The sequence below is a fragment of the Actinomadura barringtoniae genome (genome assembly GCF_017573505.1).
GTDB classification, from domain to species: domain Bacteria; phylum Actinomycetota; class Actinomycetes; order Streptosporangiales; family Streptosporangiaceae; genus Spirillospora; species Spirillospora barringtoniae.
This window is the reverse complement of record NZ_JAGEOJ010000004.1, coordinates 177,678-200,238: the sequence shown is the minus strand read 5'-3', so window position 1 is coordinate 200,238 and position 22,561 is coordinate 177,678. Positions and strand designations below refer to the sequence as shown.

The 22,561-nt window shown below is 70.6% G+C and carries 17 protein-coding genes; 6 read left to right on the top strand and 11 right to left on the bottom strand.

Going from position 1 to position 22,561, the window contains the following annotated elements:
• Positions 1 to 13: 13 nt before the first annotated feature.
• A complete protein-coding gene (locus tag J4573_RS10770) occupies positions 14 to 682 on the bottom strand; it encodes a hemerythrin domain-containing protein (RefSeq protein WP_208255212.1) in 669 nt (222 codons plus the stop codon).
• A gap of 60 nt (positions 683 to 742) precedes the next feature.
• Between J4573_RS10770 and J4573_RS10765 the strand changes: the two genes are divergently transcribed.
• The gene (locus J4573_RS10765) at positions 743 to 3,508 is read left to right on the top strand and encodes an ATP-binding protein (RefSeq protein ID WP_208255211.1); all 2,766 of its coding nucleotides are present in this window, start codon (positions 743 to 745) and stop codon (positions 3,506 to 3,508) included.
• Here the strand turns inward: J4573_RS10765 and J4573_RS10760 are convergent.
• From J4573_RS10760 to J4573_RS10750, 3 genes are read right to left on the bottom strand one after another with little or no spacing between them, the layout of a single operon-like run.
• Positions 3,505 to 4,143, bottom strand: a complete 639-nt coding sequence (locus tag J4573_RS10760) for a hypothetical protein (protein ID WP_208255210.1) — start codon at positions 4,141 to 4,143, stop codon at positions 3,505 to 3,507. The genes J4573_RS10765 and J4573_RS10760 overlap by 4 nt on opposite strands.
• A complete protein-coding gene (locus J4573_RS10755; protein WP_208255209.1) occupies positions 4,140 to 4,640 on the bottom strand; it encodes a SigE family RNA polymerase sigma factor in 501 nt (166 codons plus the stop codon). The genes J4573_RS10760 and J4573_RS10755 overlap by 4 nt, the downstream gene beginning before the upstream one ends.
• Before the next feature lie 32 nt (positions 4,641 to 4,672).
• The gene (locus J4573_RS10750) at positions 4,673 to 7,108 is read right to left on the bottom strand and encodes a dolichyl-phosphate beta-glucosyltransferase (RefSeq protein WP_208255208.1); all 2,436 of its coding nucleotides are present in this window, start codon (positions 7,106 to 7,108) and stop codon (positions 4,673 to 4,675) included.
• 86 nt (positions 7,109 to 7,194) lie between these two features.
• Between J4573_RS10750 and J4573_RS10745 the strand changes: the two genes are divergently transcribed.
• Positions 7,195 to 8,169, top strand: coding sequence for a phosphotransferase family protein (locus J4573_RS10745; RefSeq protein ID WP_307796593.1), 975 nt, complete (start codon positions 7,195 to 7,197; stop codon positions 8,167 to 8,169).
• A 16-nt stretch (positions 8,170 to 8,185) separates the two neighbouring features.
• Here J4573_RS10745 and J4573_RS10740 read toward each other — a convergent pair whose 3' ends face one another.
• The 4 genes from J4573_RS10740 to J4573_RS10725 all read right to left on the bottom strand — a co-directional run bounded on the left by J4573_RS10740 (position 8,186) and on the right by J4573_RS10725 (position 13,796).
• On the bottom strand, positions 8,186 to 8,803 hold the full coding sequence (locus J4573_RS10740) for a class F sortase (protein ID WP_208255207.1): 618 nt from the start codon (positions 8,801 to 8,803) through the stop codon (positions 8,186 to 8,188).
• Positions 8,790 to 9,260 carry a hypothetical protein gene (locus tag J4573_RS10735; RefSeq protein WP_208255206.1) on the bottom strand — a complete coding sequence of 157 codons (471 nt, stop codon included), beginning with the start codon at positions 9,258 to 9,260 and terminating at the stop codon, positions 8,790 to 8,792. Before J4573_RS10735 ends, J4573_RS10740 begins: the two co-directional genes overlap by 14 nt.
• 223 nt (positions 9,261 to 9,483) lie before the next feature.
• Positions 9,484 to 12,291, bottom strand: coding sequence for a family 20 glycosylhydrolase (locus J4573_RS10730; RefSeq protein WP_208255205.1), 2,808 nt, complete (start codon positions 12,289 to 12,291; stop codon positions 9,484 to 9,486).
• A gap of 311 nt (positions 12,292 to 12,602) precedes the next feature.
• Positions 12,603 to 13,796, bottom strand: a complete 1,194-nt coding sequence (locus J4573_RS10725; protein WP_208255204.1) for an acyl-CoA dehydrogenase family protein — start codon at positions 13,794 to 13,796, stop codon at positions 12,603 to 12,605.
• A 53-nt stretch (positions 13,797 to 13,849) separates the two neighbouring features.
• Here J4573_RS10725 and J4573_RS10720 point away from each other — a divergent pair, with 53 nt between their 5' ends.
• From J4573_RS10720 to J4573_RS10710, 3 genes are all read left to right on the top strand, one after another.
• Complete coding sequence (locus J4573_RS10720) at positions 13,850 to 14,191, top strand: DUF6285 domain-containing protein (protein WP_208255203.1); 342 nt, start codon at positions 13,850 to 13,852, stop codon at positions 14,189 to 14,191.
• A gap of 106 nt (positions 14,192 to 14,297) precedes the next feature.
• A complete protein-coding gene (locus J4573_RS10715; RefSeq protein ID WP_208255202.1) occupies positions 14,298 to 15,518 on the top strand; it encodes a cytochrome P450 in 1,221 nt (406 codons plus the stop codon).
• 59 nt (positions 15,519 to 15,577) lie between these two features.
• A complete protein-coding gene (locus J4573_RS10710; RefSeq protein WP_208255201.1) occupies positions 15,578 to 17,200 on the top strand; it encodes an SAM-dependent methyltransferase in 1,623 nt (540 codons plus the stop codon).
• A 79-nt stretch (positions 17,201 to 17,279) separates the two neighbouring features.
• Here J4573_RS10710 and mctP read toward each other — a convergent pair whose 3' ends face one another.
• From mctP to J4573_RS10695, 3 genes are all read right to left on the bottom strand, one after another.
• A complete protein-coding gene (mctP, locus tag J4573_RS10705; protein ID WP_307796592.1) occupies positions 17,280 to 18,887 on the bottom strand; it encodes a monocarboxylate uptake permease MctP in 1,608 nt (535 codons plus the stop codon).
• A gap of 3 nt (positions 18,888 to 18,890) precedes the next feature.
• Positions 18,891 to 19,154: a DUF3311 domain-containing protein gene (locus tag J4573_RS10700; RefSeq protein WP_208255200.1), complete on the bottom strand. Its 264-nt coding sequence runs from the start codon at positions 19,152 to 19,154 to the stop codon at positions 18,891 to 18,893.
• 217 nt (positions 19,155 to 19,371) lie between these two features.
• Positions 19,372 to 19,932 (bottom strand): VOC family protein, encoded by a 561-nt coding sequence (locus J4573_RS10695; RefSeq protein WP_208255199.1) that lies wholly within the window; start codon positions 19,930 to 19,932, stop codon positions 19,372 to 19,374.
• A 300-nt stretch (positions 19,933 to 20,232) separates the two neighbouring features.
• Here J4573_RS10695 and J4573_RS10690 point away from each other — a divergent pair, with 300 nt between their 5' ends.
• Positions 20,233 to 22,527, top strand: coding sequence for an anthranilate synthase component I (locus J4573_RS10690; protein WP_208255198.1), 2,295 nt, complete (start codon positions 20,233 to 20,235; stop codon positions 22,525 to 22,527).
• Positions 22,528 to 22,561 lie beyond the last annotated feature (34 nt).

Sequence of the window (22,561 nt, the reverse complement as noted above, 5' to 3'; positions counted from 1 at the left end):
GTCCCGCCGGCCGTCACCTGGAGCCTCGCACCCGGCTGATTCCGCGCTGGTAGATCCGTTCGCCGGCCAGCCGCCACATGAGGCGGACGGGCGGCGGCAGCGCGCGGACGAACTCGGCCCGCTCCTCGGGCGTGGCCTCCTGCAGGATGCCGCCGAGGAACAGGAACGCCTTGCCGGGGCTCTTGGGGAGTGAGGCTCGTCCGCGCCGGCCCAGCGCGTCCCATTCGGCCCGGGTGATGCGGCCGGGCACCAGCGGCAGGAGCTCGGTCTCCTCCTCGGCCAGATGCTCGTCGAGTGCGGCGGAGGTGCGTGCGAGCACGTCCGCCAGTTCGTCGCGTGCGGTGGCCGCGGCGGTCCGCGCCCAGACCGGCAGGAGGACCTCGACGCGGTCCAGCAGGGCGGCCAGTGCGTGGTGCTGGGCCTCCATCCGTTTCACCAGGTCCGAGGCGTTACCGTCCAGGCGCTCCAGCAACGGCGGCCAGAGCAGGTCGTCCTCGCCCGCGTGGTGATGGTGGAGCCCGTTGGTGAGGTCCGCCAGGTATTCGGCCACCGTCGCGGCGCGGGCCTTGTCTCCGTCGTGGACGGCCCGGACGAGGCCGGGAGCCAGCCGGTACTCGCGGCGGAACAGGCGATGCACCAGGACCATTTCCCAGGTGTCGACGCGTTCGTCAGATGTGCGCATGCGAAGAATCTGGCCCGCGGTCCATACAGCGAGCTTGCAGGCGCTTTGTATGCTCGGTCAGTGCTTGTCCGCGTGCTCGGAGCGACGGAGGTCACCCGCGACGGTACGGCCGTGGACCTCGGGGGGCCGCTGCCCCGGCGGCTGCTCTGCGCCCTGGTGATGGCCGAGGGGCAGCCCGTCGGCGACGATCGGCTGGTGGAGGTGCTCTGGGGAGATCGGGCGCCCGCACGGCCCGAGGCAGCCCTCCAGGTGTACGTCTCACGGTTGCGCCGCGCCCTCGGGCCGCAGGACCGTGGGCTCCTGGAACGCGGCACGGCCGGTTACCGGTTCCGGCTCCCTCCGCAGGCGACCGACGCGGCCGGGTTCGCGGCCGGCGTCGACGAGGGACGCCGGCTGCTCGCCGCCGATCACCCGTCGCGTGGGCTGGCCGTGCTGGACGAGGCACTGGCACTGTGGCGCGGCGAGCCGTACGCGGATCTGCCCGACTCGGCGGAGACCGCGGCCGTCCGGCGCCGCTTCGGCGAGCTGCGCGAGGCCGCGGTCGAGGAACGGCTCGCCGCGCTGCTCGCGACCGGAGACGCCCCGCGCGCCGTGGCCGAGCTCGAGGAGGCGGTGTCCGCCGCGCCCTACCGGGAACGCCGCTGGGCCCTGCTCGTGCTGGGCCTGTACCGGTGCGGCAGGCAGGGCGACGCCCTGGCCGCGCTGCGTCGTGCGCGGTCCCTGCTCGCCGACGAGCTGGGGGTGGATCCCGGACCTGAGCTGCGGCGGCTCGAACGGCTGGTGTTCGCCCAGGATCCGCATCTGCTGCTCCCCTCGGTGAACCAGGCTCCGGTCGCCAGGCCGCTCTCGTCCTTCCTCGGCCGGGCCGAGGAGCTGCGCACGGTCTCCGGCCTGCTGGCGGAGCGTCGGCTGGTGACGCTGGTCGGTCCCGCGGGCGTCGGCAAGACCCGGCTCGCCGTGGAGTACGCCTCGACCGGGCCCGACGTGGACGGGCTGTGGCTGGTCCGGCTGGCCGACGTGCGGCAGCCGGAGGTCATCGCACAGGCGATCGCCGACGCCGTCGGCCTGGCCCAGGTCGCGGGCGACCCGCTGCCCGAGCTCGTCGAGGCGCTCGCGGGCCGGGCGGCACTGCTGGTGCTGGACAACTGCGAGCACCTCGTCGACGCCGTCGCCGCGCAGGTCGTCGAGCTGCTGGCCGGATGCCCGCGGCTGCGCGTCCTCGCGACCAGCCGTGAGCCGCTGCGCATCGACGGCGAGGCCACCGTGAACGTTGCCCCGCTGGCGGTCCAGGAGCCGGACGGCGGCGACGGGCCCGCGATGGCGCTCCTGTTCGACCGGGTCCGCGCCGTACGGCCCGGCTGGTCACCCTCGGCGGAGGAGCGCGTTCAGGCACGGCTGCTCTGCGCGGCCCTGGACGGCATACCGCTGGCCCTGGAGCTCGCCGCCGCCCGGACGCGGCTGCTGGGGCTGGATGAGATCGTTCAGCATCTCGATGACCGGTTCGCGCTGCTCGGGCCGGTCCAGAGAGGCTCGCTGGCGCCGCACGCCACCCTGGACGCCGCCATCGCCTGGAGCGTCAATCCGCTGCCCGCGCAGGACCGGGCGATGCTGCTGCGGCTGTGGCCGTTCGAGGGCGGGTTCCCGCTGGAGGCGGCCGAGGAGACCCGTCCGCAGGGCGTCTCGGTGCTCGAGTCGCTCTCGACCCTGGTGACCCGTTCGGTGGTCGGCGCGGACACGACCGCATCGCCCACCCGGTACCGGCTGCTGGAGACCATCAGGGCCTACTGCGAGGCGGCCGACCCCGACCCCCGTGCCACCCGGGAGGCGCACGCGCAGTGGGTGCGGGGACTGGTCTCGCGATCCGCCGCGGACATGGCGGGCCGGCGGGCGGGCCGTACGACCCGCACGCTCGCGCGGGAACTGCCCAATCTTCGCGCGGGCATCGACTACGACCTGGCCCACCATCCGGAGGAGGCGCTGCGCACGGTCGGGCTGCTCGAATGGTTCTGGGTCCGGTGCGGTCACGTCGCCGAGGGGCGGCGGCTGCTCCAGACCGCGATCGAGGCGGCGCCCGGGGCGCCGCACCTGGACCACGCCCGCGCCCGGCTGGCGATGGTGCCGAGCGGGTTCTTCGCCACCGAGATGACCGAGGCCCGGCGGCTGCTCGACGAGGCCCGGACCGCGATCGGCGAGCCGTCCGACGACGGCCTCCGCAGCCTGTACGGCAGGTTGCGCTACTACACGGCCTTCATCGCGCTCGCCTCGGGAGACGCCGGCGTGGCGCATCGGGCGGGGTCGACGGCCGCGGCCGTGGGGGCGGATCTCGGCGAGGACCACACGCTGGTGGCCGGGCAGATGACACTCAGCACCGCGATGATCCAGCAGGGCCGGGTCGGCGCCGGCGAGGCCGGGCTCATCGAGGCCGTTCGACGGGCGCGGGGGCAAGGCATCCTGTGGTGCGCGGGCTGGGCGGAGCTCGCCCTCGCCCAGTCGTACCTGCGCCGCCGGAACGCGGAGGCGCTCGGAGTGCTCCGGCGTGCCCTCGCCGACTTCCAGGGTGAGGAGGACACGACCTACGGGCTCGCGGTCCTCCATCACGGCGTCCAGGCTCTGGCGCTCGCCGGTCGCCCGCAGGACGCGATCCGGCTGCGGACCGCGGTGCGGCGGCATGCCCGCCTGGTCGGCCCGCGACCCGAGGTCCTGCGCCGCACCAGCGTTCTGGAACTGGCAGACCTGCTCATCGACCTGCTGGGCGACGACCGCGACGAGCAGGACGAAGGCGCGGGGCTGAGCTGGTCCGCGATGGCCGAGCTGCTGAACTCCTAGCCCGCGAGGCGCACGCTCTCGGCGACGTGGTGCGCTCGCGCCTCGTCCACGCCGGGGCCCCTGAGGGAGACCAGTCCCCAGGCCCCCGGTTTCCACTGCCAGGCCAGCTCGACGGCTCCGGGCCTGAGGATCGGCGTCCAGAGCACGAGTGTCCTGCCGCCGTACACCGGGTCCACGGTACGGCCTGAGGGGTCCTTGCCCTGGAGCGCGGCGGGGAGGCGGCCCCGGGGATACAGCTCGACGATGCCGTCGGCACCCTTCACTGCTCCTGCCGGATTCTCCGGCCTGAGCGTGATCCGCTGAACGAACGCCCCCGCGTCGTAGGAGCCGGGGGCGAAGCCGCCGCCCGATCCGATGGTGAACGCCCGGCGGCCCTGCGTGAAGGTCTCCGGGACGGCGGCCGGGCGGGGCTTGGCCTCGTGGGTGAGCGTACGGCCCAACACGGTCGAGCCGAGGACGACCACCATCACGGCCAGGGCGCCGAGCGTCGTTCCGGCGACCCGGCGGGTCCGCGACCGGCGCCGTCCGAGCTCCAGCGAACGCCGGGGCGACAGCTCGGTGCGGGCCTCGGGTTCGAAGTCGCGCAGCGGGCCGAGCAGGCGCGCCGCCTCGCCGTCCTGATCGTGCTCGTTCATCGCGGCTGCTCCTCTCCCAGCAGGGTCCGCAGCCTGGTCAGCCCATGGGACGTCTGGCTCTTCACCGTGCCCTCCGAACAGCCGAGGATCTCCGCGACCTCCGCCACCGGCAGATCGCACAGGAACCGCAGGACCAGCACGGCGCGCTGCCTGGGCGGGACGCGCTGCAGCGCGGTGTGCAGCACGGTCCGGGTCTCCACGTCCGGGCCGTCGGCGGCCGGAACCGCCGGGACGTCCTCCGGCCCGCCGGTCAGGCGCACCATCCGGGCCCACGCCAGCCGCCGCTCGTTCAGGAACGACCGGACCAGGATCGCACGCGTGTAGCGGTCCAGGTCGTCGGCGTTGCGGGCCCGCCGCCAGTGCACGTACAGGCGGGTGAGCGCGTTCTGCACGATGTCGTCGGCGCGGTGCGGGTCGCGGCACAGCAGGTGGGCGATCCGGCGCAGGCCGGGCAGGGCTCCCGTGACGTAGTCCACGTAGTCCTGCTCCTCGCTCACCCGCACGTTCCCTTTGACGCCCACGGCCACCATCAAGATCGGGCCTTTCGCATGTCTCGTACGTCCCAGAGCCAGACGCCGCCCTCGAAGCGGCCCGGCCCGAAGAGGCCGTCGAGCGTCTGGCGGAGGACGTTCTGGCGTGGGTGCGGTCCGAGGACGACCAGGTCGGCACGCCAGAACGCGAGGTCGGTCACGGCCGCGCGGCGTTCGTCGTCGCCGATGGCCGGTACGGCGTCGTCGTCGCGGGCCCGCCGCAGCAGGATCGAGGTGGGCCGCTGCGGCGCCCCGTAGACGCCGGTCCGTTTCGGGCCGAACGGGCCGACGAAGTAGCCCTCGGTGATCGGGAAGCCGAGCCCCGCGTCCACCTGCCAGTGGAGCGCGGTCGCGTCGGCGGCGTCGGGCGGCGGGACCGGCACCACCGAACGGCCCGGTTCGACGTAGCGCTTCCAGAGTCCGGCGGTGAAGAACGGCGGCGTCGCGGGGCGTTCGGCCGCCGCCAGGGGTTTTGGCGTGATCGGCAGCAGCGCTTGGACCAGTACCAGGCAGCAGGCCAGCCGGAGGCGGCGGTCGGGGGCGAGGCCTTGAGCGCGGTCGATGCCGATGGCCAGCAGCACGCCGATCGCCGGAACGGCGACCATCGCCAGCCGCGACTCCACCACCGACTCGAAGAGGGGGAGACGGGCCATCAGCGCCCATGGGCCGGGAACGCCCGTCGGGGTCCCGTACACCGTGATCTCGCGGCCGAGCGACAGCAGCACGGCGACCCCGATGACCGCGCCGAGGGCCACGACGACCGCCGAGCGCCGCAGCCAGGTCAGCAGCGCGACGACCAGGACCGCCAGCGGCCAGCCGAAGAAGGCGTTCTGCTCGGTCGGGCTCGCGTCCAGCGGTCCCGGCGTCGCCTGGTGACCGGCGAGCGACTGCCTCGCGAAGCCGGTGATCGCCGCGACGTCGTTGCCCCACGGGCCGTGGATGAGGCCGTCGTAGCTCTGCGGGCCGAAGAACTGCCAGGTGAGCGGGTAGGCGACGAGCGGGAGACAGACGAGCGCGGACACCCCGAGGCCGCGCGCCAGCCGCCCGGCTTTGGCGTGCGCGACGTCGGGCCGGGCGAGAGCGTAGGCGGCGGCGAACACCGTGAGCCCGGTCGCCGTCAGCAGCAGCGCCTCCTCGCCCAGATAGATCTGGTAGGCGATGAGGAGGCCGAGCATCGTCCCGTCCCGCAGGACGCGGTCGCGGTCACGTTCGGCGAGGCGTAGCAGGCGGCCGATGAGCAGCGGGATGACGAGCAGCACGACGAAGTTCGGATGGGCGTTCGCGTGGGAGATCATCGGCGGCGCGAAGCCGCAGAACGCGCCGCCCGCGGCCGCAGCGGTCCGGGTCCCGCTCAGGTGGCGGCGGATCAGGCCGTACCAGGCGGCGGCGGTCCCGGCCAGACCGAGGGTGAGGACGACGGCCCAGGTGACGGAGGGGCCGAAGATCAGCGTCACGGGCGTGAGCGGGATCGACAGGCCGAGCATGACCGTGTTGGCCATGAGGTTCACGCCGTCCGGATGGTTCTGAAGCGTGGTGAACAGCGGGTCGTCCAGGTGCGTGACCGCGCGGGCCGTCACGGCGAAGAACCACTCCCACTGGTTCTGGTCCTGGCCGCCGTCCACCAGGTAGCGGTGTTCGGGGTCGGCCCACAGGCGGCCTAGCACGGCGACCGCCGCCAGCAGGTAGCCGAGCAGGACGAGAAGGCCCCGGGCATCCGTGCGTACGACTGCCCCGTGCAGCCGCCTGATCCGGACCAGCTCGGCCAGGATCGTCGCGTAGTCGCGGTACCGGAACTTGGAGCCGGGCTGGTGCGACCACCTGACCGGGACCTCTGTGACGGGCCAGCCGAAGCGCGCGAACAGGCACAGGATCTCGACGTCGAAGCCCCACCCGTCGATGCGGGACATCTCGAACGCCGCGCGCGCCCGATGCCCGTCAAACAGCTTGAAGCCGCACTGGGTGTCGGCGAGCCCCGGCACCAGCGTGGCCCGGATGAGTGCGCCGCCGATCCGGGCGGGCAGCTCGCGCAGCGGATGGCGGCGCGTTGCGCCCGTACGTGAGCCGATCGCGGCGCCGAAGCCCGCGTTCACCTCGTTCAGCAGCTTGTCGAGTTCCTCGACCGGGGTGGCGAGGTCGGCGTCGGTGAACAGCACCAGCCGCCCCCGCGAGGCCCGCACCCCGGTCCGTACGGCATGGCCCTTGCCGTGGTTGGCGGGGGAGTGCAGGGCGCGGATGCGCGGCTCCGCCCGTGCCTCGGCGCGGATCAGGCTGCCGGTGCCGTCGGTGGAGCCGTCGTCCACGACGATCAGCTCCCACGCGCCGCCGACCGGCAGGCCGTCCAGGTGGGCGCGGAGCGCCTTGAGGGTGGCGGGCAGCCGGTGCCGCTCGTTGAAGGCCGGGATGACGACCGAGAGTTCGACCGGGTTCGCGTTCACACCCCGGAGACCGGCGCGACCGCCTGGGCGGTTGTATGACGTAGGTCACAGCGGCCCGGCATCGAGATCCCTGCCAGGATGGGTCAGTGAGCACTTATCTGGACCGGCTGCAGGAACCGCTGGCCGAGGTACTGGCCGAACGCTACGGACCCGGCGTCCAGGTGCGCGGCCTGAACCGGGGCGGCGGCGGTGCCTCCCGGGTGACCTGCCCGTTCGAGGCGGTCACCGCGGCCGGCGAGGAGCACCCGCTGATCCTGCGGCTCGCCTCGCCCGGCGCCGTCGCGAGCAGCCCGCTGCTGCACGAGGCCGCGCTGATGCGGGCGGCGGGCACGGCCGGGGTTCCGAGCCCCGAGGTGATCGCGGCGGCGGGGGAGGACGGCCCGCTGGGCGCCGAGTTCGTCGTCATGCAACGCATCGAGGGCGAGACGATCCCGCGCCGCATCCTGCGCGACCCCGCGCTGGCCGACATACGGCCGCGGATGGCGGGCCAGTGCGGCGAGGTCCTCGCGGCGATCCACCGCATCCTGGCGGCCGACGTTCCCGACCTCGACCAGACCGACCAGCTGGAGTCGTGGCGGGGGATCTTGGACGCGATCGGCGAACCGCACCCGGCGCTGGAGTTCGCGCTCCGCTGGCTGGACCGCAACCGGCCCCCGGCCCATCGGACCGCGGTCGTGCACGGCGACTTCCGCAACGGCAACCTCATCGTCGGTCCCGACGGCATCCGCGCCGTGCTCGACTGGGAGCTGGCCCACCTCGGCGACCCGCTGGAGGACCTGGGCTGGCTGTGCGTGAAGGCCTGGCGGTTCGGGTCCGAGCTGCCGGTCGGCGGGTTCGGGCCGTACGACCAGCTGATCGAGGCGTACGAGAAGGCGGGCGGCGACGAGGTCGACCGCGTCGCGCTGCGCTGGTGGGAGACGTTCGGCGTCGCGCGCTGGGCGATCATCTGCGTGATGCAGGCGCAGCGGCATCTGACCGGCGGCGAGCGTTCCGTCGAACTGGCCGCGCTCGGCCGCCGCGTCGCCGAGAACGAGTGGGACCTGCTGCAGATGCTCCCTTAGGAGCCTCTCCCCAGAGCTACCTGCCGCCTACCAGGTGGGCGTAGACGATGAAGTTGTCCTTGTAGGAGTGCTCGTCGCGGTTGTAGTCGCCGCCGCAGGTGATGAGGCGCAGGCCCGCGTAGTGCACGTCGCCGTACACCCGGGTGCGCGGGAACTCCCACTTGCGGATCTGCTCGGTCGCGTCCACCCGGAACAGCGCCGTGCGCTTGTCGCTGCGCTGGACCCGGATCTGCGCGCCCGGCTTCAGCTTGTTGAGCTTGTAGAAGACCGCCGGGCCCTCCTGGTCGTCGTAATGACCGAGGACGACCGCCGAGCCGCGCGTGCCGGGGGCCGGGCCGTGCTCGTACCAGCCGGCCTGGTCGCCGTTCTTGAACGGCGGGACCTCGACCGTGCCGTCCTTGTTCTGCCCGACCCGCATGATCTTGGCGTTCAGGCCGATCTCGGAGACCTCCAGCCGGACGGGCGCCGCGTCGGGCAGGGCGGTCCCGTCCGGGATGTGCCACAGGGCCTTGGGCCCGCCGAAGTCGCGGTAGACGTGCTCGGGCTCGTGGCCGCGCATGCCCTGCCCCATGGCCAGGGCGCCGAGGACGGCGAGCCCGCCGGCGATCAGATAGCCGCGGTTATGCGCGCCCACGGGCCTTCGAGCGGATCATGAGGAAGCCGCCGATGCCCGCCGCGCCGCCGATCAGCGCCAGGCCGAGCGGGGTCCACGGCACGTCCGGGCCCTGCGTTCCGCCGCCGCCCGTCATCGCCCAGCCGTCCGGCTCGCGGTAATGCTTCTTCTTGCGCTCGACCGTGAAGGTGGTGGATCCCGACAGGCCTGAGGCGTTGCAGGTGAAGCTCACCTTGTAGGAGCCCGGCTTCACGTAGCTGACGTTGCTGGTGGTGCTGAACGTGCCGTTCTGCCCGATGTCGGCGGTGGTGTTGTCGATCGCCTTGCCGGTGATGGAGGCCTGGGCGTCGTTGTCCTTGCTGCACGCCCCCGAGATCGTGACCTCGTCGCCGGGCCGCCCGGAGTCGGGGCTGATGTCCAGGTTCCCGGCCTCGGCCGGCCCCATCAGCGTCACCGCGCCCATTGCGCTGCCCAGCATGGCCGTGGCCAGAATCCCTGCGCGTGCGGCGATCCTCGTGCGCACTCTTCCCCCCGAAATGCATGGCCTTTCACAGCAGATCCTGTCGGGGTGATTCCCTCGGCGAGCCTGGTCAAGGCCCGGTTGACCCGTTCTTTGCGCACTCTTACCTGGCCTCCCAGAAAGAAGGCCGGGCCGTCCGTTGAGCATGGACGGCCCGGCTTGTCTCTCGATCAGAGGGGTGTCACTGGATGAGGGCCCAGGACTTGGGGCTGTACTCGGGCACCTGGCCGGTGCTCGCGGCCGTGGCCCTGAACAGCTCGCCCTGGTAGGCGACCAGCGAACCGGCCTTGTAGGCGGTGCCGTTCTGCCAGTTGGGCACGTCCACCGGCGAGATCCGGCTGAACCGGTCGTCCACGCTGCGCGTCCTGGTGAGCGCGTACGCGCCGACCTTGGCCGGGCCGCCGTAGGCCTGCCAGTGCACGCCGTCGGTCGAGTACTCGATGGCCAGGCCCGGGTTGCGGACGTTCGCCGACAGGGTGCCGCCGGAGATCTTCCCGCCGGGCAGCGGGATCCGGTAGTTCACGCCCTCACCGCTGACGCCCACCGGCCGGTAGTACGACAGCAGCGGGAAGGTGACCTGCCCGAGCGTGTTGTTGAAGACGTTGAACGCGGCGGGCATCTGCGCGGGCGTCGGGGTGTTGCGGTTCCAGGCGCGCTCGGCGGCTCCGAGGAGCTTGGGGAACGCCTGGTACTCGCGGAGCTGCGGGGTCATGCCGTTCTCGCCCCACAGCGAGGCCTCCATGCCGAGGATGTTCTTCTTGCCGGCCTCGGTCAGCTTCACCCAGTTGGGATCGGGCGTCACCGGGTTGCCCCACCGGTCGCCGTCCGCCGAGTTCGCGAACACGTTGAACGGCTGGTAGGTGAAGGTCGCCTTCTCGTCCACATAGTTGGCCCAGTAGTAGCCGGGCTCGTTCGGGTCCTTGTTGTAGGCCAGGTCCATGTAGAGGTTCGTCGCGTGCGCGAGGATCACTGGGGTGCCCTCGTTGGCGAACCGGTACGCCCAGTCCTCGCGTCCCCACGTCCAGACGTTCTGCCAGGGCAGCGGTGCGAAGTTCTTCAGCCGGAAGGGAGTGGTCGGGTTGGTGATGTCCTCCCAGCCCGAGGTCGCCGGGGCGTACTTGAGCGCGATGTCGTTCCACTTGGTGAAGAACAGCTCCTTGAGCTGCTCACCGGTCTTGCCCGCCGTCTCGGGGTTGGCCTGGCAGGCGGGCGATCCCGACCACCAGGTCGACTGGTCGCCCGGAGGTTCGTCGCCGCCCAGGTTCAGTCTGTTGAGCGGCGCGTGCGCCTCGCCGTACATCTTCTTGACCTCGGAGGCGACCTTGTTCAGGAAGGTGTAGGTGCTCGGCAGGCACGGGTTGACGAGGTTGTCGGTGTAGTACTGCACGCTGGTGTGCTTGGAGGTGTCGGCCGGGTCGAGCAGCCGGTAGGTCGTGTCACCGGTGTTCTGCTCGCGGCGCTTCATCGACTGGACCGCGGCGCGCGCGTGGGCCGGGACGTCGAACTCGGGGATCACCTCGATGTGCCGCGCGTTGGCGTAGGCGAGGATGTCGACGAAGTCGCGGACCGAGTAGTGGCCGCTGCCCTTGCCGACGAAGTTGAGCGTCGCCTGCTCCTGGCCCTGGTACGCGGGCGGGCGGCCCAGGTTGGCCTCGGTCTGGTTGCGGGCCTTGCCGTTGATGCCGTCGCCGCCGCCCAGGTCGTTCACCGAGCCCATGCCCTGGTGCAGCGACCCGGACTCGTTCAGGTCGAACGAGCGCTTGGAGCCGAAGCCGGTCAGCTCGGGCAGCCCGGGGATCTCCACCCGCCAGCCCTCGTCGTCGGACAGGTGGAAGTGCAGCTTGTTGAGCTTGCTGAAGGCCATCAGGTCCAGGAACTTCTCGACCGTCTGCTTGGACTCGAAATGGCGTGCCACGTCGATGCCCATGCCGCGGTAGCCGAACAGCGGCGCGTCGGCGATCGAGGCGCGCGGCACGTCGACGGTGGACCGCCCGTGGCCGGAGGCGGCGGCCTTGGCGGCCGAGGCCGGGATCAGCTGGCGCAGCGTCTGCACGCCGTACAGGACGCCGGACTTGTCGGCGCCGACGATCTCGACGCCCTTGGCGCCGATGGACAGCGTGTAGCCCTCGGAGTCGGCCTTGCCGTCGTGATCCACGTCGAGCTTGGGGTTCACGCTCAGGCTGATGGGCGCGCCCTTGCCGCGCGCGACGTCATTGAGCGCCGACTTGAGGTAGGACGCTTCGTTGCCGAGACCGGGCGCGGCGTTGATGGCCGAGGCGCCGCCGATCGAGGTCGAGCCGCCGGTCGCGGTGGCCGAGAGGGGCTGCGGCACGATGCTCTGCCGCAGGCTGAGCTTGACCTTGCCCGCGGTGTTGTCGGCGTAGCGCGACGCCGCCGTCTGGACCGGGCGGTTGTCGCCGGAGAACGCCTTGGTCTGCTTGATGTCGGTCGGGTCGAGCAGCGTCTTGGCCGGCACCCACCGCGGGTGCCGGCCGTTGAACGCGATGCTCCAGCCGGCCGGGGCGTCGGTCTTCTGGATCGTCCAGAGCTCGATGAAAATGTCGATCTGGCGGCGTTCGCCGGGCGCGACGGGCTTGAAGCCCGCGATCGGCTTCAGGGTGTAGAAGTCGCCGCTCTGCGCCTTGTCGGCCCGGGTGATCGCCAGGCCCTGGTCGGCGAGCTGCTTACGGGCGAGTTCGCCGTTGGCGTCGTCGTAGACCGCCATGGGCCGGCGTACCGAGTTGAAGTACATCGCCCAGCCGTCGCTGCCGAGCGCGCACTCGGCGCCCGAACCGTTCGACAGCGTGAGCTTGCCCTGGAGGTAGACGGCGTTGGTGACGGTGTGGTCGACCGGCTGGTAGGTGACCTGGAGGTCGCGTGCGTCGGGGTGGCAGGCCGCCGACGCCACGGCCGGCGTCACGACCGTGGCGAGGCCCGCGACGAGCGCGGCGGCCGGTACGACGGCCGCGGATCTGTTCGGAATCTTCATTGCTGCGTGAACCGCTCTCCTGAAACAGGGGGAGACCCGGCGCAGGGGGCGCCGGGGAGGGGATTGCCGCGAGCGGGGCGGCAACGGAGGCAGCGCGGTCGTACGAGGCGGGCGGACCGGCCTCAGGGACCGTCGCGGGGCCGGATCGGCGTCGATCTGAGCGGCATGCTCGTCGGCATGAATAGGAAAGTAACCTATCAATTTGCCGCGATCGGGGGCTCGATCCGGCCACCCGCGAAGGCCCAGGCAGCGGCGGCCGTCCGCTTCCGGTCAGACCGGGAAGCTTGACGGACGGCCGGTGATTCGGCGGTTCAGCGCAGCCCGAACTCCCAGGTGCGTCCCTCGGCGTACTCCTTCAGGATCCGGCGCGCCGTCGTGGTGATGTGCACCTCGTCCGGCCCGTCGAAGATCCGGCCCGCCCGCGCGTGCCGGTACATGTGGTCGAGCGGGGTGTCCTCGGTGAGGCCCTGCGCCCCGTGCACCTGGATCGCCCGGTCGATCACGTTGTGCAGCATCCGCGCCGCGGCCACCTTGATGACCCCGATCTCCACCCGCGCCTGGTCGCCGGCGTCGATCTTGTGCGCCGCGTGCAGTGTGAGGAGCCGCGACGACTGGATCTCGTTGTAGGAGTCGAAGACGTGCTGCTGCATCAGCTGCTTCTTGGCCAGCGGCTCGCCGAACGCCTTCCGGTCGTGCAGCCGCGCGCACATCAGGTCGAACGCGCGCTGCGCCTGCCCGAGGAACCGCATGCAGTGGAAGATCCTCCCCGGCCCGAGCCGTTCCTGCGCGATGACGAACCCGTGACCCCTCGGCCCGAGCAGGTTGTCCTTGGGAACGCGGACCTCGTCGTACAGCACCTCGCAGTGGGCGCCGTCCAGCCCCAGCACGGGCGTGTCCCGCACGATCGTGTACCCGGGTGTGTCCGTCGGCACCAGGATCATGCTGAACGACAGATACGGCGACGTACCGTCATCCTCCGTCCGGCACATCACCGTCGTGTAGGCGGCCCGGCTCGCCAGCGTCGTGAACCACTTGCGCCCCCGGATCACCCACTCGTCGCCCTCCAGCGTCGCCGCCGTCGTCAGCTGCGTCGGGTCGGAACTGGAGATCCCCGGCTCGGTCATCGCGAAGCTCGGATTGATCTCCGCCTGCACCAGCGGCTTCAGGAACCGCTCCCGCTGCGCCTCGCTCGCGTACCTGTGCAGCATGAGCGAGTCCTGCAGCGTGTAAGTCCCCAGCGCGATCTGTCCGTACTCACTCCGTCCCTGCACTTCGTTGACGTACACGTAGTCCAGGAACGGCAGCCCGCCCCCTCCCAGCTCCTTGGGGTGCCCCAACGCCCACAGCCCCTCGGCCTTGGCCTGCCTCTGCAGGTCGCCCAGGAGCTCGGCACCCTCCTCTCCGCCCTTCTGTAGAACGGGTTCGGCCGGCTCCACCCGTTCGATCATGAAGGCGTGCACGGCGTCGCGGATCGGCCGCACGGACTCGGGCACCTCGAAGCTCATGATCCCTCCTCATGTCTAGAATCGCATTCTGTCTTGTCTGGAGGAGATGCGCGATGCCCCAGCCGCACGATGTCCCGTCCGCCCGCGACCTCGTGACCGCCGTCCGCGAGTTCCTGGAGAACGACGTGCTGGCCACGCTCGAGGGCCGCACCCGCTTCCACGGCCTGGTCGCGGTCAACGTCCTGGGCATGGTCGAACGAGAACTGGACCTGGGCGAATCCCAAGCCCAGGCGCACCAGTCCCGCCTGTCCTCCCTCGGCTTCACCAACGACGCAGACCTGGCCGCCGCCATCCGCGAAGGCCGCCTGGACGACCGCTACCCCGAACTCAAATCCGCCCTGCTCGAAGCCGTCCGCGACAAGCTGGCCGTGGCCAACCCCGCCTACACCGCCTGACGACCGTTCCGGTGATCGGTCCGGTGATCGTCGATGCCTAACGTCGACCCCTGGCTCGTGCGTGCCCAGACGCACGCGCACGCGACGCCGGGAGGGCGCAGCACCGATGACCGAGACGACGGGCAGGCCGCACGCGTATCCGTTCGCACGGGGCTACGAGGGATGCCCGGGTCTGGACCTGGACCCCAAGTACGCACGGCTGCGGGAGAACGAGCCGGCCGCCCGGGTCCTGACGCCCGAAGGCGACCTGGCCGTCCTGGTGACCCGCTACGCGGACGCCTGCCGCGTGCTCGCACGCCCCGCCGAGTTCTCCCGGGAGCACGTGAACATCGCCAGCGACGGCCTGCGCGACGAGGTGTTCCTGACCGACATCGAGGGCGACCGTCACCAGGCTCAGCGGAACCTGCTCAAGAGCTACTTCACCCCTGCCAGCGCGGAGAGACTCCGCCCCAGGGCCGAGCAGATCACCACCGAACTCCTCAACCAGATGGCAGCCGCCGGCCCTCCGACCGACCTGGTAGAGGCCCTGGCGCTCCATCTCCCCATCGCCATCATCTGCGACGTCCTCGGGATCCCCAGAGACGACCAGGGCCAGTTCAGCGACTGGGCCCGTGCGTTCCTAGGCCTCCGCCCCGGCTCCCGTAACGAAGAAGCCGCTGCCGGCGCCGCGATGTACCACTACATGCAGATCGGCATCGCCGAGCACCGTGCCAACCCCGACAACACCCTGCTCACCACCCTGGCCCTCGCCGAAGACCCGACCGTCGACGAGCACACCCGCATCCTCCTGGCCATCGGCACCCTCGTCGCCGGATTCGAGACCACCGCCAACACCATCAGCGGCCAGGTGTACACGCTGCTGTACCACTACCCCCAACTCTGGCGGCAGCTGGCCGACCACCCCGAGCTGATCCCCACGGCCGTCGACGAACTGCTGCGCTGGATCCCCGTGGACGCCCGCGACGGCATGGCCCGCGGCACCACCCGCGACGTCGTCCTGAGCGGCTCCGTCCTCCCCGAAGGCTCAGCGGTCCTGGTCGCCAGAGGCGCCGCCAACCGCGACCCACGCCGCTTCGACGACCCCGAAAGACTCGACCTCTCCCGGCGCGTCAACCCCCACCTGGCCTTCGGCCACGGCCCGCACCGCTGCCCCGGCGAACACCTGGCCCGCATGCAACTCCAGGTCGCCCTCACCGGGCTGGTGTCCCGCTTCCCCGACCTCCGCCCCGCCGTGGCCGAGTCCGCGCTGGGCTGGAGACGCTCCACCATGCGAGGCCTGCGAAGCCTCCCCGTCACCTGGGCAACGAATTCACCCCGAACCCCTTAAGCCGGTGATCACGACATCTCTACGATGTGTGCTCCACGACGACGGGAACGGTGTGAACGATGGAAGTGCTGATCCTGGGGGATCTGGTCGTCCGGGACGATCGGGGGGAGCAGATCATCTTCCCGCGGCGGCAGCGCCGGGTTCGTAGTCTGATCGCCACGCTGGCGCTGATCGACAGGCCGGTGTCGGTTCGCGATCTCGCCTCGCTGCTGTGGGAGCACGATGATCGGGATCTGGGGTCGGCGCCGAGCAGTCTGGTTTACAAGGTCCGCAAGGAGATCCTGCCGCCCGGGCGGATCGTCACGGAGACGGACGAGTACGACCGTCAGGCGTACCGGCTGATCCGGCGGCCCGGTGACGCGTTCGACATCGACCGGTTTGCGTCGGCCATGACTTTGGCGGATCGTGCTCGTCGGTCCGGGGACCTGCAGCGGGCCGCCGATCTCTATGGGGAGGCGGTCGGGCTGTGGCGGGGTGGGCCTGCGGATCCGCCGCTGCCTGATCTGCCCGACACGCTGGCGGTTCGTCACTACACCGACCCGCTTCTCACTCGGCTGCGGCACGCTGTTGAGGCTCATTTCGAGGTGAAGCTCGAACTGGGTCGACCGGGGCAGGAGATCGCCGAGCAGATCCGTTCACGGCTGCGTTACGACGAGACCAACGAGCACCTGCACGGGCTGCTGATGACCGCGCTCTATCGCGCGGGGCGTGCCACCGATGCTCTTCGCGCCTTCAAGCATGCCGCCGAGATCCTGGACGCGGAGCTGGAGACCTCTCCCGGGCCCGCGCTCCAGCGTCTGCGTGAACGCATCATCGAGCACCATCCGACGCTGGACTGGAATCCGTCCCAGGTGGGCTCCCCGCCGGCCCGCATCGAGAGCGGCAAGATCCCCACCGTTCGCGGAACCATGGACTATCTGCTCGGCGGCAAGGACAACAGCAGCCTCGACCGGGAGTTCGTCACCCACGTCGTCGAGTCCACGGGAACCACCGCTCATGAGCTTCCTGAGGAGATCAGGAACTGGCTGGTGCGCGTGGTGCGCTTCCTCGCCAAACAGGGGATCGCCCAGTTCCTCGACCTCGGCTCGGGAATGCCGATCCCCGATGGGCGCAATCTGCACACGGTCGCGGAACAGATCACGCCGGACACTCGGGTGCTGTACGTGGACAACGAACCCATCACCGCAGCACATAGCAACGCGCTCATGGCCGACGGCGACCGGGTCATTTTCCTGGAGTCGGATCTGTCCGATGTGCCTGCCGTGCTGCACCGGGCCCGGGCGCACTTCAACCTCGCCCAGCCCGTCGGACTGATCTTTTGCAACAGCCTGCAGTACCTGGGCGAAGCCGACGCTGACCTGAGCACCGGGCCTGTGGCCAAGATCGTGCAGCAGTACATCGACGCCTTGGCGCCGGGTGGCTATCTGGCGATCAACACGATCACGGGCGACGACCTGGACCCGCAGTTGCGTCCGTTCGTCGACGCCGCCGACCCCGCTCCCGACGTGCCACAGGAACTGCGGATGCCGCAGTTTCTCCGCTCGGCCGAGCAGATCGAGCGGTTCTTCTGCGGCCTGCCGCTTCTGGAGCCCGGCCTGACCGACGTCGGCAAGTGGCGCCCGACCCGCCCTTTCGTCACACGCGGAATGCGCATCATCGGGGGAGTGGCCGCCATCGGGTGAGCGGGGCGTTCAGCCACAAAGCGGCGCGCCGCCGGTGGAATCGTTCCACCGGCGGCGCGTCCTTTCTGGTTCGGATGGGTTACTGGGGGCTGAGCTCCATGGGGTGGACCTTGGGGTCGCCTTCGTCGGCGGTGTAGTCGGAGGCCTTGGTGGCGTCGATGCCGTCGGCGAGCTTGGCGACCTTGCAGATGACGGTGCCGATGACGGCGACGGCGACGTTGGCGAGGAGGGCCAGGATGCCGACGTAGACGGTCATCTTGGTGTCCAGGCCAAGCTCGCTCAGCTTGTAGGCCGAGCCGCCGAAGTGCGCCTTGTGCTTGGCCGGGTTGGGGATGTTGTAGAGCATGTAGAGGCCGTACGCGAGGCCCGCGACCAGGCCCGCGATGAGGGCGCCGCGGTGGAACCAGCGGGTCATCAGGCCGAGGCCGACGGCGGGCAGCGTCTGCAGGATGATGACGCCGCCGATCAGCTGCAGGTCGATGGAGAACTGCGGGTCCAGGAGGAGGATGCAGGCGACCGCGCCGACCTTGACCACGAGGGAGACCAGCTTGGAGACGGTGGCCTGCTGCTTGTCGGTGGCGTCCCGGTTGATGAACTCCTTGTAGATGTTGCGGGTGAACAGGTTCGCGGCGGCGATCGACATGATCGCGGCGGGCACGAGGGCGCCGATGCCGACGGCGGCGAACGCGACGCCGGTGAACCAGTCGGGGAACATCTTGTCGAACAGCAGCGGGATGACGGTGTTGCCGTCGGGCTTGCCGTCGGTCGAGATCGGGACCACCTTGGCCGCGATCGCCATCAGGCCGAGGAGGGCGATGAGGCCCAGCACGAAGCTGTAGGCGGGCAGTGCGGCCATGTTCCGCTTGATCACGTTGCGGTTCTTGCTGGCCAGGATGCCGGTGATCGAGTGGGGGTAGAGGAACAGCGCCATCGCCGAGCCGAGCGCCAGCATCGCGTAGTTCAGCTGGTTGTTGTGGTTCAGCAGGACGCCGTCGCCCGGGTCGGGGGTCTTGGCGAACTTGGCCTGGCCGGCGTCGAAGATGTGGCCCCAGCCGCCCAGCTTGTGCGGGATGTAGAGGACCGCGACGATGATCACCAGGTAGATCAGGCCGTCCTTGACGAACGCGATCAGCGCTGGGGCGCGCAGGCCCGACTGGTAGGTGTAGGCGGCCAGGATGGCGAACGCGATGAGGATCGGCCAGTGGCCGTTCACGCCCATCGACTTCAGCACGGCCTCGATGCCGACCAGCTGCAGCGCGATGTAGGGCATCGTCGCGACGATGCCGGTGATCGCGACGGCCAGCGCCAGGGTCGGGGAGCCGAAGCGGGCGCGCACGAAGTCGGCCGGGGTCACGAAGCCGTGCACGTGCGACACCGACCAGAGCCGGATCAGCACCAGGAACACCAGCGGGTACACCACGATCGTGTACGGCACGGCGTAGAAGCCGGCCGCGCCCGCGCCGAACACCAGCGCCGGGACGGCCACGAAGGTGTAGGCGGTGTAGATGTCACCGCCGATGAGGAACCAGGTGACCCAGCTGCCGAAGTTGCGGCCGCCGAGGCCCCACTCGTCGAGGCTGTCCATGGTGGTCGGGCGGCGCCACTTGGCGGCCACGAAACCCATGCCGCTGACCAGCAGGAACAGCACCGCGAAGATGACCAGCTCGGTGGTCTTGACGTCCTTCACGGCTCAGTCCTCCCGCTTCTTGGTCATGTGGTAGACGACCGCCGTGCAGACGACGCCGAGCGGGATGAACGCGACCAGCTGCATCCAGTAGAACGCGGGGAAACCGGCGAGCCGGGGGGTCTCCTTGTTGTAGAGCAGGGTCAGCAGGGGCACCACGACGGGGACCACCAGCAGCCAGTTCCAGTGGCTGCGGTCGGAGCGCCCGGGCGCCTCCGGGGCCTTGGAGGCCTCCGCGGCCTCCGCGGGCGGGTCTTCTTTCGAGGCCAAGGTGTCCTCCTCGTCGCGCGCGGCATCGCACGTCGCACGCACAATCGCACGACCCGTCTCAGGTCGTGAGACGCGTCTTTCTCAGGGGTGATCGGCGGGAGCCTACCTTCCCGCAGGTCACAGGCCAATATCGGCTTAAGTACGAGTTGAGGTGGATCGGTCCATTGGTCCAGGATGTGGACCGTCCACACAGGGCCAATCGGCGGGACGGCGCAGGTCAGACGGTGCGGTCCGCGGCGGTCTTCGGCTCGTGCCGTACGTCGGACGGCAGGTCCAGCTCCCGCATCCAGCAGGCGAACTCCACCAGCACGCCGTCGGGGTCCTTGAAGTAGATCGACCGCACGAAAACGCCCTCGTGCACGTCCTTGGCGACGCCGAACTCGCTGTCGTCGTGGTTCAGCAGCACGCCGACGTCCACACCCTTGGCGACCAGCTTGTCCCGGTACTCCTCGATCTTCTCCGGCGGCACGTCGAAGGCGATGTGGTTCATCGAGCCGACCGCCGACAGCAGCTCGCCCCGATCGGGGAGGTTCTTGGGTGCCGACACACCGGGCACGCCCTCGGGGGCGTCAGGGAACCAGAAGAACGCCAGCGCGTTGCCGCCGCCGGCGTCGAAGAAGAAGTGCTGGCCCCAGCCCATCGGGAGCTCGATCGTCTTGATCAGCGGCATGCCGAGCACGCCGGAGTAGAAGTCGACCGTCCGCTTCATGTCCCTGCAGACCAGCGCCAGGTGGTTGACGCCGCGAAGTTCGAACTCGGTGTTCCGGTTGCCGGTCATGGCGGGAGGCTCCCCAGAAAGTAAGCAGGCCCTTGCATCTCATCATGACAAGACCTGGCCGAATTGAGAACCCGGCCGGTCCCGGCCCGCCTACGGGTTCGGCTCCGATGGGGCTGCTGGCCCTGGGGCTTCGGAGCCGGTACGCTCATCGCATGCGAATCGAAACCCACCAGTGGTGGTGGCGCCGCTGAGGCGGTGCCACGATTCGTGCTTGCTCGAACATCCAGGCGACCGCCCTCACCCGGCGGTCGTTTCGCGTTTTCGCCGGTGGAGAGGGCCTGATCACGAGGGGCCACCGCGGTGGAGACCGATCGATATCAGCCGCAGACCAGCGAGTTCGTGACCGCCGGGGGCGTACGGGTCACCCGTACGGCGACGCCGGTCGACCCCGAGCGCAAATCCGACGTGCTCAACGCCCTCGTCGCCGCCGTGGGGGAGCGGCGCGGCGGCGTGCTGTCCTCCGGCATGGAGTACCCCGGCCGCTACAGCCGCTGGCACATGGCCTACCTCGATCCCTGCCTGGAGATCGTCGCGCGCGGCCGCAGCGTCACGGCGCGGGCGCTGAACGGGCGGGGCGAGGTGCTGCTGCCCGCGCTGGCGGGCGCGCTGCGCGGCATCGGCGAGGTCAGGGCCGACGAACGCGACCGCTTCGAGGTCTTCGTCCCGCCTACCGAGGAGTTCTTCACCGAGGAGGAGCGCAGCCGCCAGCCCACCGTCTTCACCGCGATCCGCGCGGTGACCGACCTGTTCCGCTGCGACGACCCGCACCTGGGCCTGTACGGGGCGTTCGGCTACGACCTGTCGCTGCAGTTCGAGCCGCTCCGCCTCAACCTGGAGCGCCCCGACGACCAGCGTGACCTCGTTCTGCACCTGGCCGACGAGATGGTGGTCGTCGACCGCAAGCTCGAGGTCTCGCACCGGATGTCGTACGACTTCGAGGTCGCGGGCGCGAGCACGGCGGGCCTGCCGCGCGAGACCGAGCCGACCCCCGCCGCCGACAGGAGCGAAGCGAGTGGCGGCGGCGCAGCACTTGCCGGGGGGACTGAGGGGTCGTCCCCCCAGAATGACGCCGTGGTCGCCGCCGACCTGCCGCCGCAGCCGGTCCCCGGCGTCTACGCCCAGATGGTGCGGGACGCCAAGGAGAAGTTCATCCGCGGCGACCTGTTCGAGGTCACCCCGGGCCACGCCATGTACGCGCGCTGCGAGGCGCCCTCGGCGTTCTTCGAGCGGCTCCGCGAGACCAACCCGGCGCCGTACGAGTTCCTGTTCAACCTCGGCGACGGCGAGTACCTGGTCGGTGCCTCGCCCGAGATGTTCGTCCGGGTGAACGGCGACCGCGTCGAGACCTGCCCGATCGCGGGCACGATCAGGCGCGGCCAGGACGCGCTGGAGGACGCCGAGCAGATCCGGACCATCCTGACCTCCGCCAAGGACGAGTCCGAGCTCACCATGTGCACCGACGTGGACCGCAACGACAAGTCGCGCATCTGCGTGCCCGGCAGCGTCAAGGTGCTCGGCCGCCGCCAGATCGAGCTCTACTCCCGCCTGATCCACACCGTCGACCACATCGAGGGGCGGCTGCGTCCCGGCTTCGACGCCCTCGACGCGTTCCTCACCCACATGTGGGCGGTCACCGTCACCGGCGCGCCGAAGGCGTGGGCGATGCAGTTCATCGAGGACCACGAGGACTCGCCGCGGCGCTGGTACGGCGGCGCCGTCGGGTTCGTCGGCTTCGACGGCTCGATGAACACCGGCCTGACCCTGCGTACCGCCCAGATCCAGAACGGCGTCGCGACCGTGCGGGCCGGGGCGACGCTGCTGTACGACTCCGACCCCGACGAGGAGGAGCGCGAGACCCACCTGAAGGCCAGCGCCCTGCTCGGCGCCCTCGCCGAGACCGCGGCCGCGCAGGCCGAGGACGGGGCGGCCGCCGACGGCGGCGACGCCGAAGCCGAGCCGGAGGCCGAACGGGCCGGGGACGGCATGAAGGTCGTGCTGGTCGACCACGAGGACTCGTTCGTCAACACCCTCGCCGACTACTTCCGCCAGCAGGGCGCCGAGGTGGTCACGCTGCGCCACGGCTTCCCGGCCGAACTGCTGGACCGGCACGCGCCCGACCTGGTCGTGCTGTCGCCCGGTCCGGGCCGTCCCGCGGACTTCGCCATGGCCACGCTGCTGGACGCCCTGGACGATCGTGGCCTCCCGGTGTTCGGAGTCTGCCTCGGGCTGCAGGCGATGGTCGAGCACGCCGGCGGCGAGCTCGGCCTGCTTCCCGAGCCGTCGCACGGCAAGCCGGGCCGGGTGAAGGTCGCGGGCGGCGCGCTGTTCGACGGCCTGCCGGACGAGATCACCGCGGCCCGCTACCACTCCCTGCACGCCCGTCCCGAGCAGGTCAAGCGCTTCCAGATCACGGCGCTGACCGGGGACGTCGTGATGGCGATCGAGGATCCCGAACGGCGCCGCTGGGCGGTCCAGTTCCACCCCGAGTCGATCCTCACGGCGGCCGGTCGCTCCGGCCACCAGATCGTCGCCAACGTGCTGAGACTCTGCCGCGACCAGGACCGCGACCAGGGCCGCGGCGGGGACCGTAGCTAGGCGAAAAGGAAGGACCGGAACTATCTGGTGGTTT

What these genes read in the sequence shown, in the direction of transcription:
- J4573_RS10770 (WP_208255212.1), bottom strand. Translation starts at nt 682, where the DNA reads ATGCGCACATCTGACGAACGCGTCGACACCTGGGAAATGGTCCTGGTG.
- J4573_RS10760 (WP_208255210.1), bottom strand. Translation starts at nt 4,143, where the DNA reads ATGAACGAGCACGATCAGGACGGCGAGGCGGCGCGCCTGCTCGGCCCG.
- J4573_RS10735 (WP_208255206.1), bottom strand. Translation starts at nt 9,260, where the DNA reads ATGCTGGGCAGCGCAATGGGCGCGGTGACGCTGATGGGGCCGGCCGAG.
- J4573_RS10730 (WP_208255205.1), bottom strand. Translation starts at nt 12,291, where the DNA reads ATGAAGATTCCGAACAGATCCGCGGCCGTCGTACCGGCCGCCGCGCTC.
- J4573_RS10725 (WP_208255204.1), bottom strand. Translation starts at nt 13,796, where the DNA reads ATGAGCTTCGAGGTGCCCGAGTCCGTGCGGCCGATCCGCGACGCCGTG.
- J4573_RS10720 (WP_208255203.1), top strand. Translation starts at nt 13,850, where the DNA reads ATGCCCCAGCCGCACGATGTCCCGTCCGCCCGCGACCTCGTGACCGCC.
- J4573_RS10715 (WP_208255202.1), top strand. Translation starts at nt 14,298, where the DNA reads ATGACCGAGACGACGGGCAGGCCGCACGCGTATCCGTTCGCACGGGGC.
- J4573_RS10710 (WP_208255201.1), top strand. Translation starts at nt 15,578, where the DNA reads ATGGAAGTGCTGATCCTGGGGGATCTGGTCGTCCGGGACGATCGGGGG.
- J4573_RS10695 (WP_208255199.1), bottom strand. Translation starts at nt 19,932, where the DNA reads ATGACCGGCAACCGGAACACCGAGTTCGAACTTCGCGGCGTCAACCAC.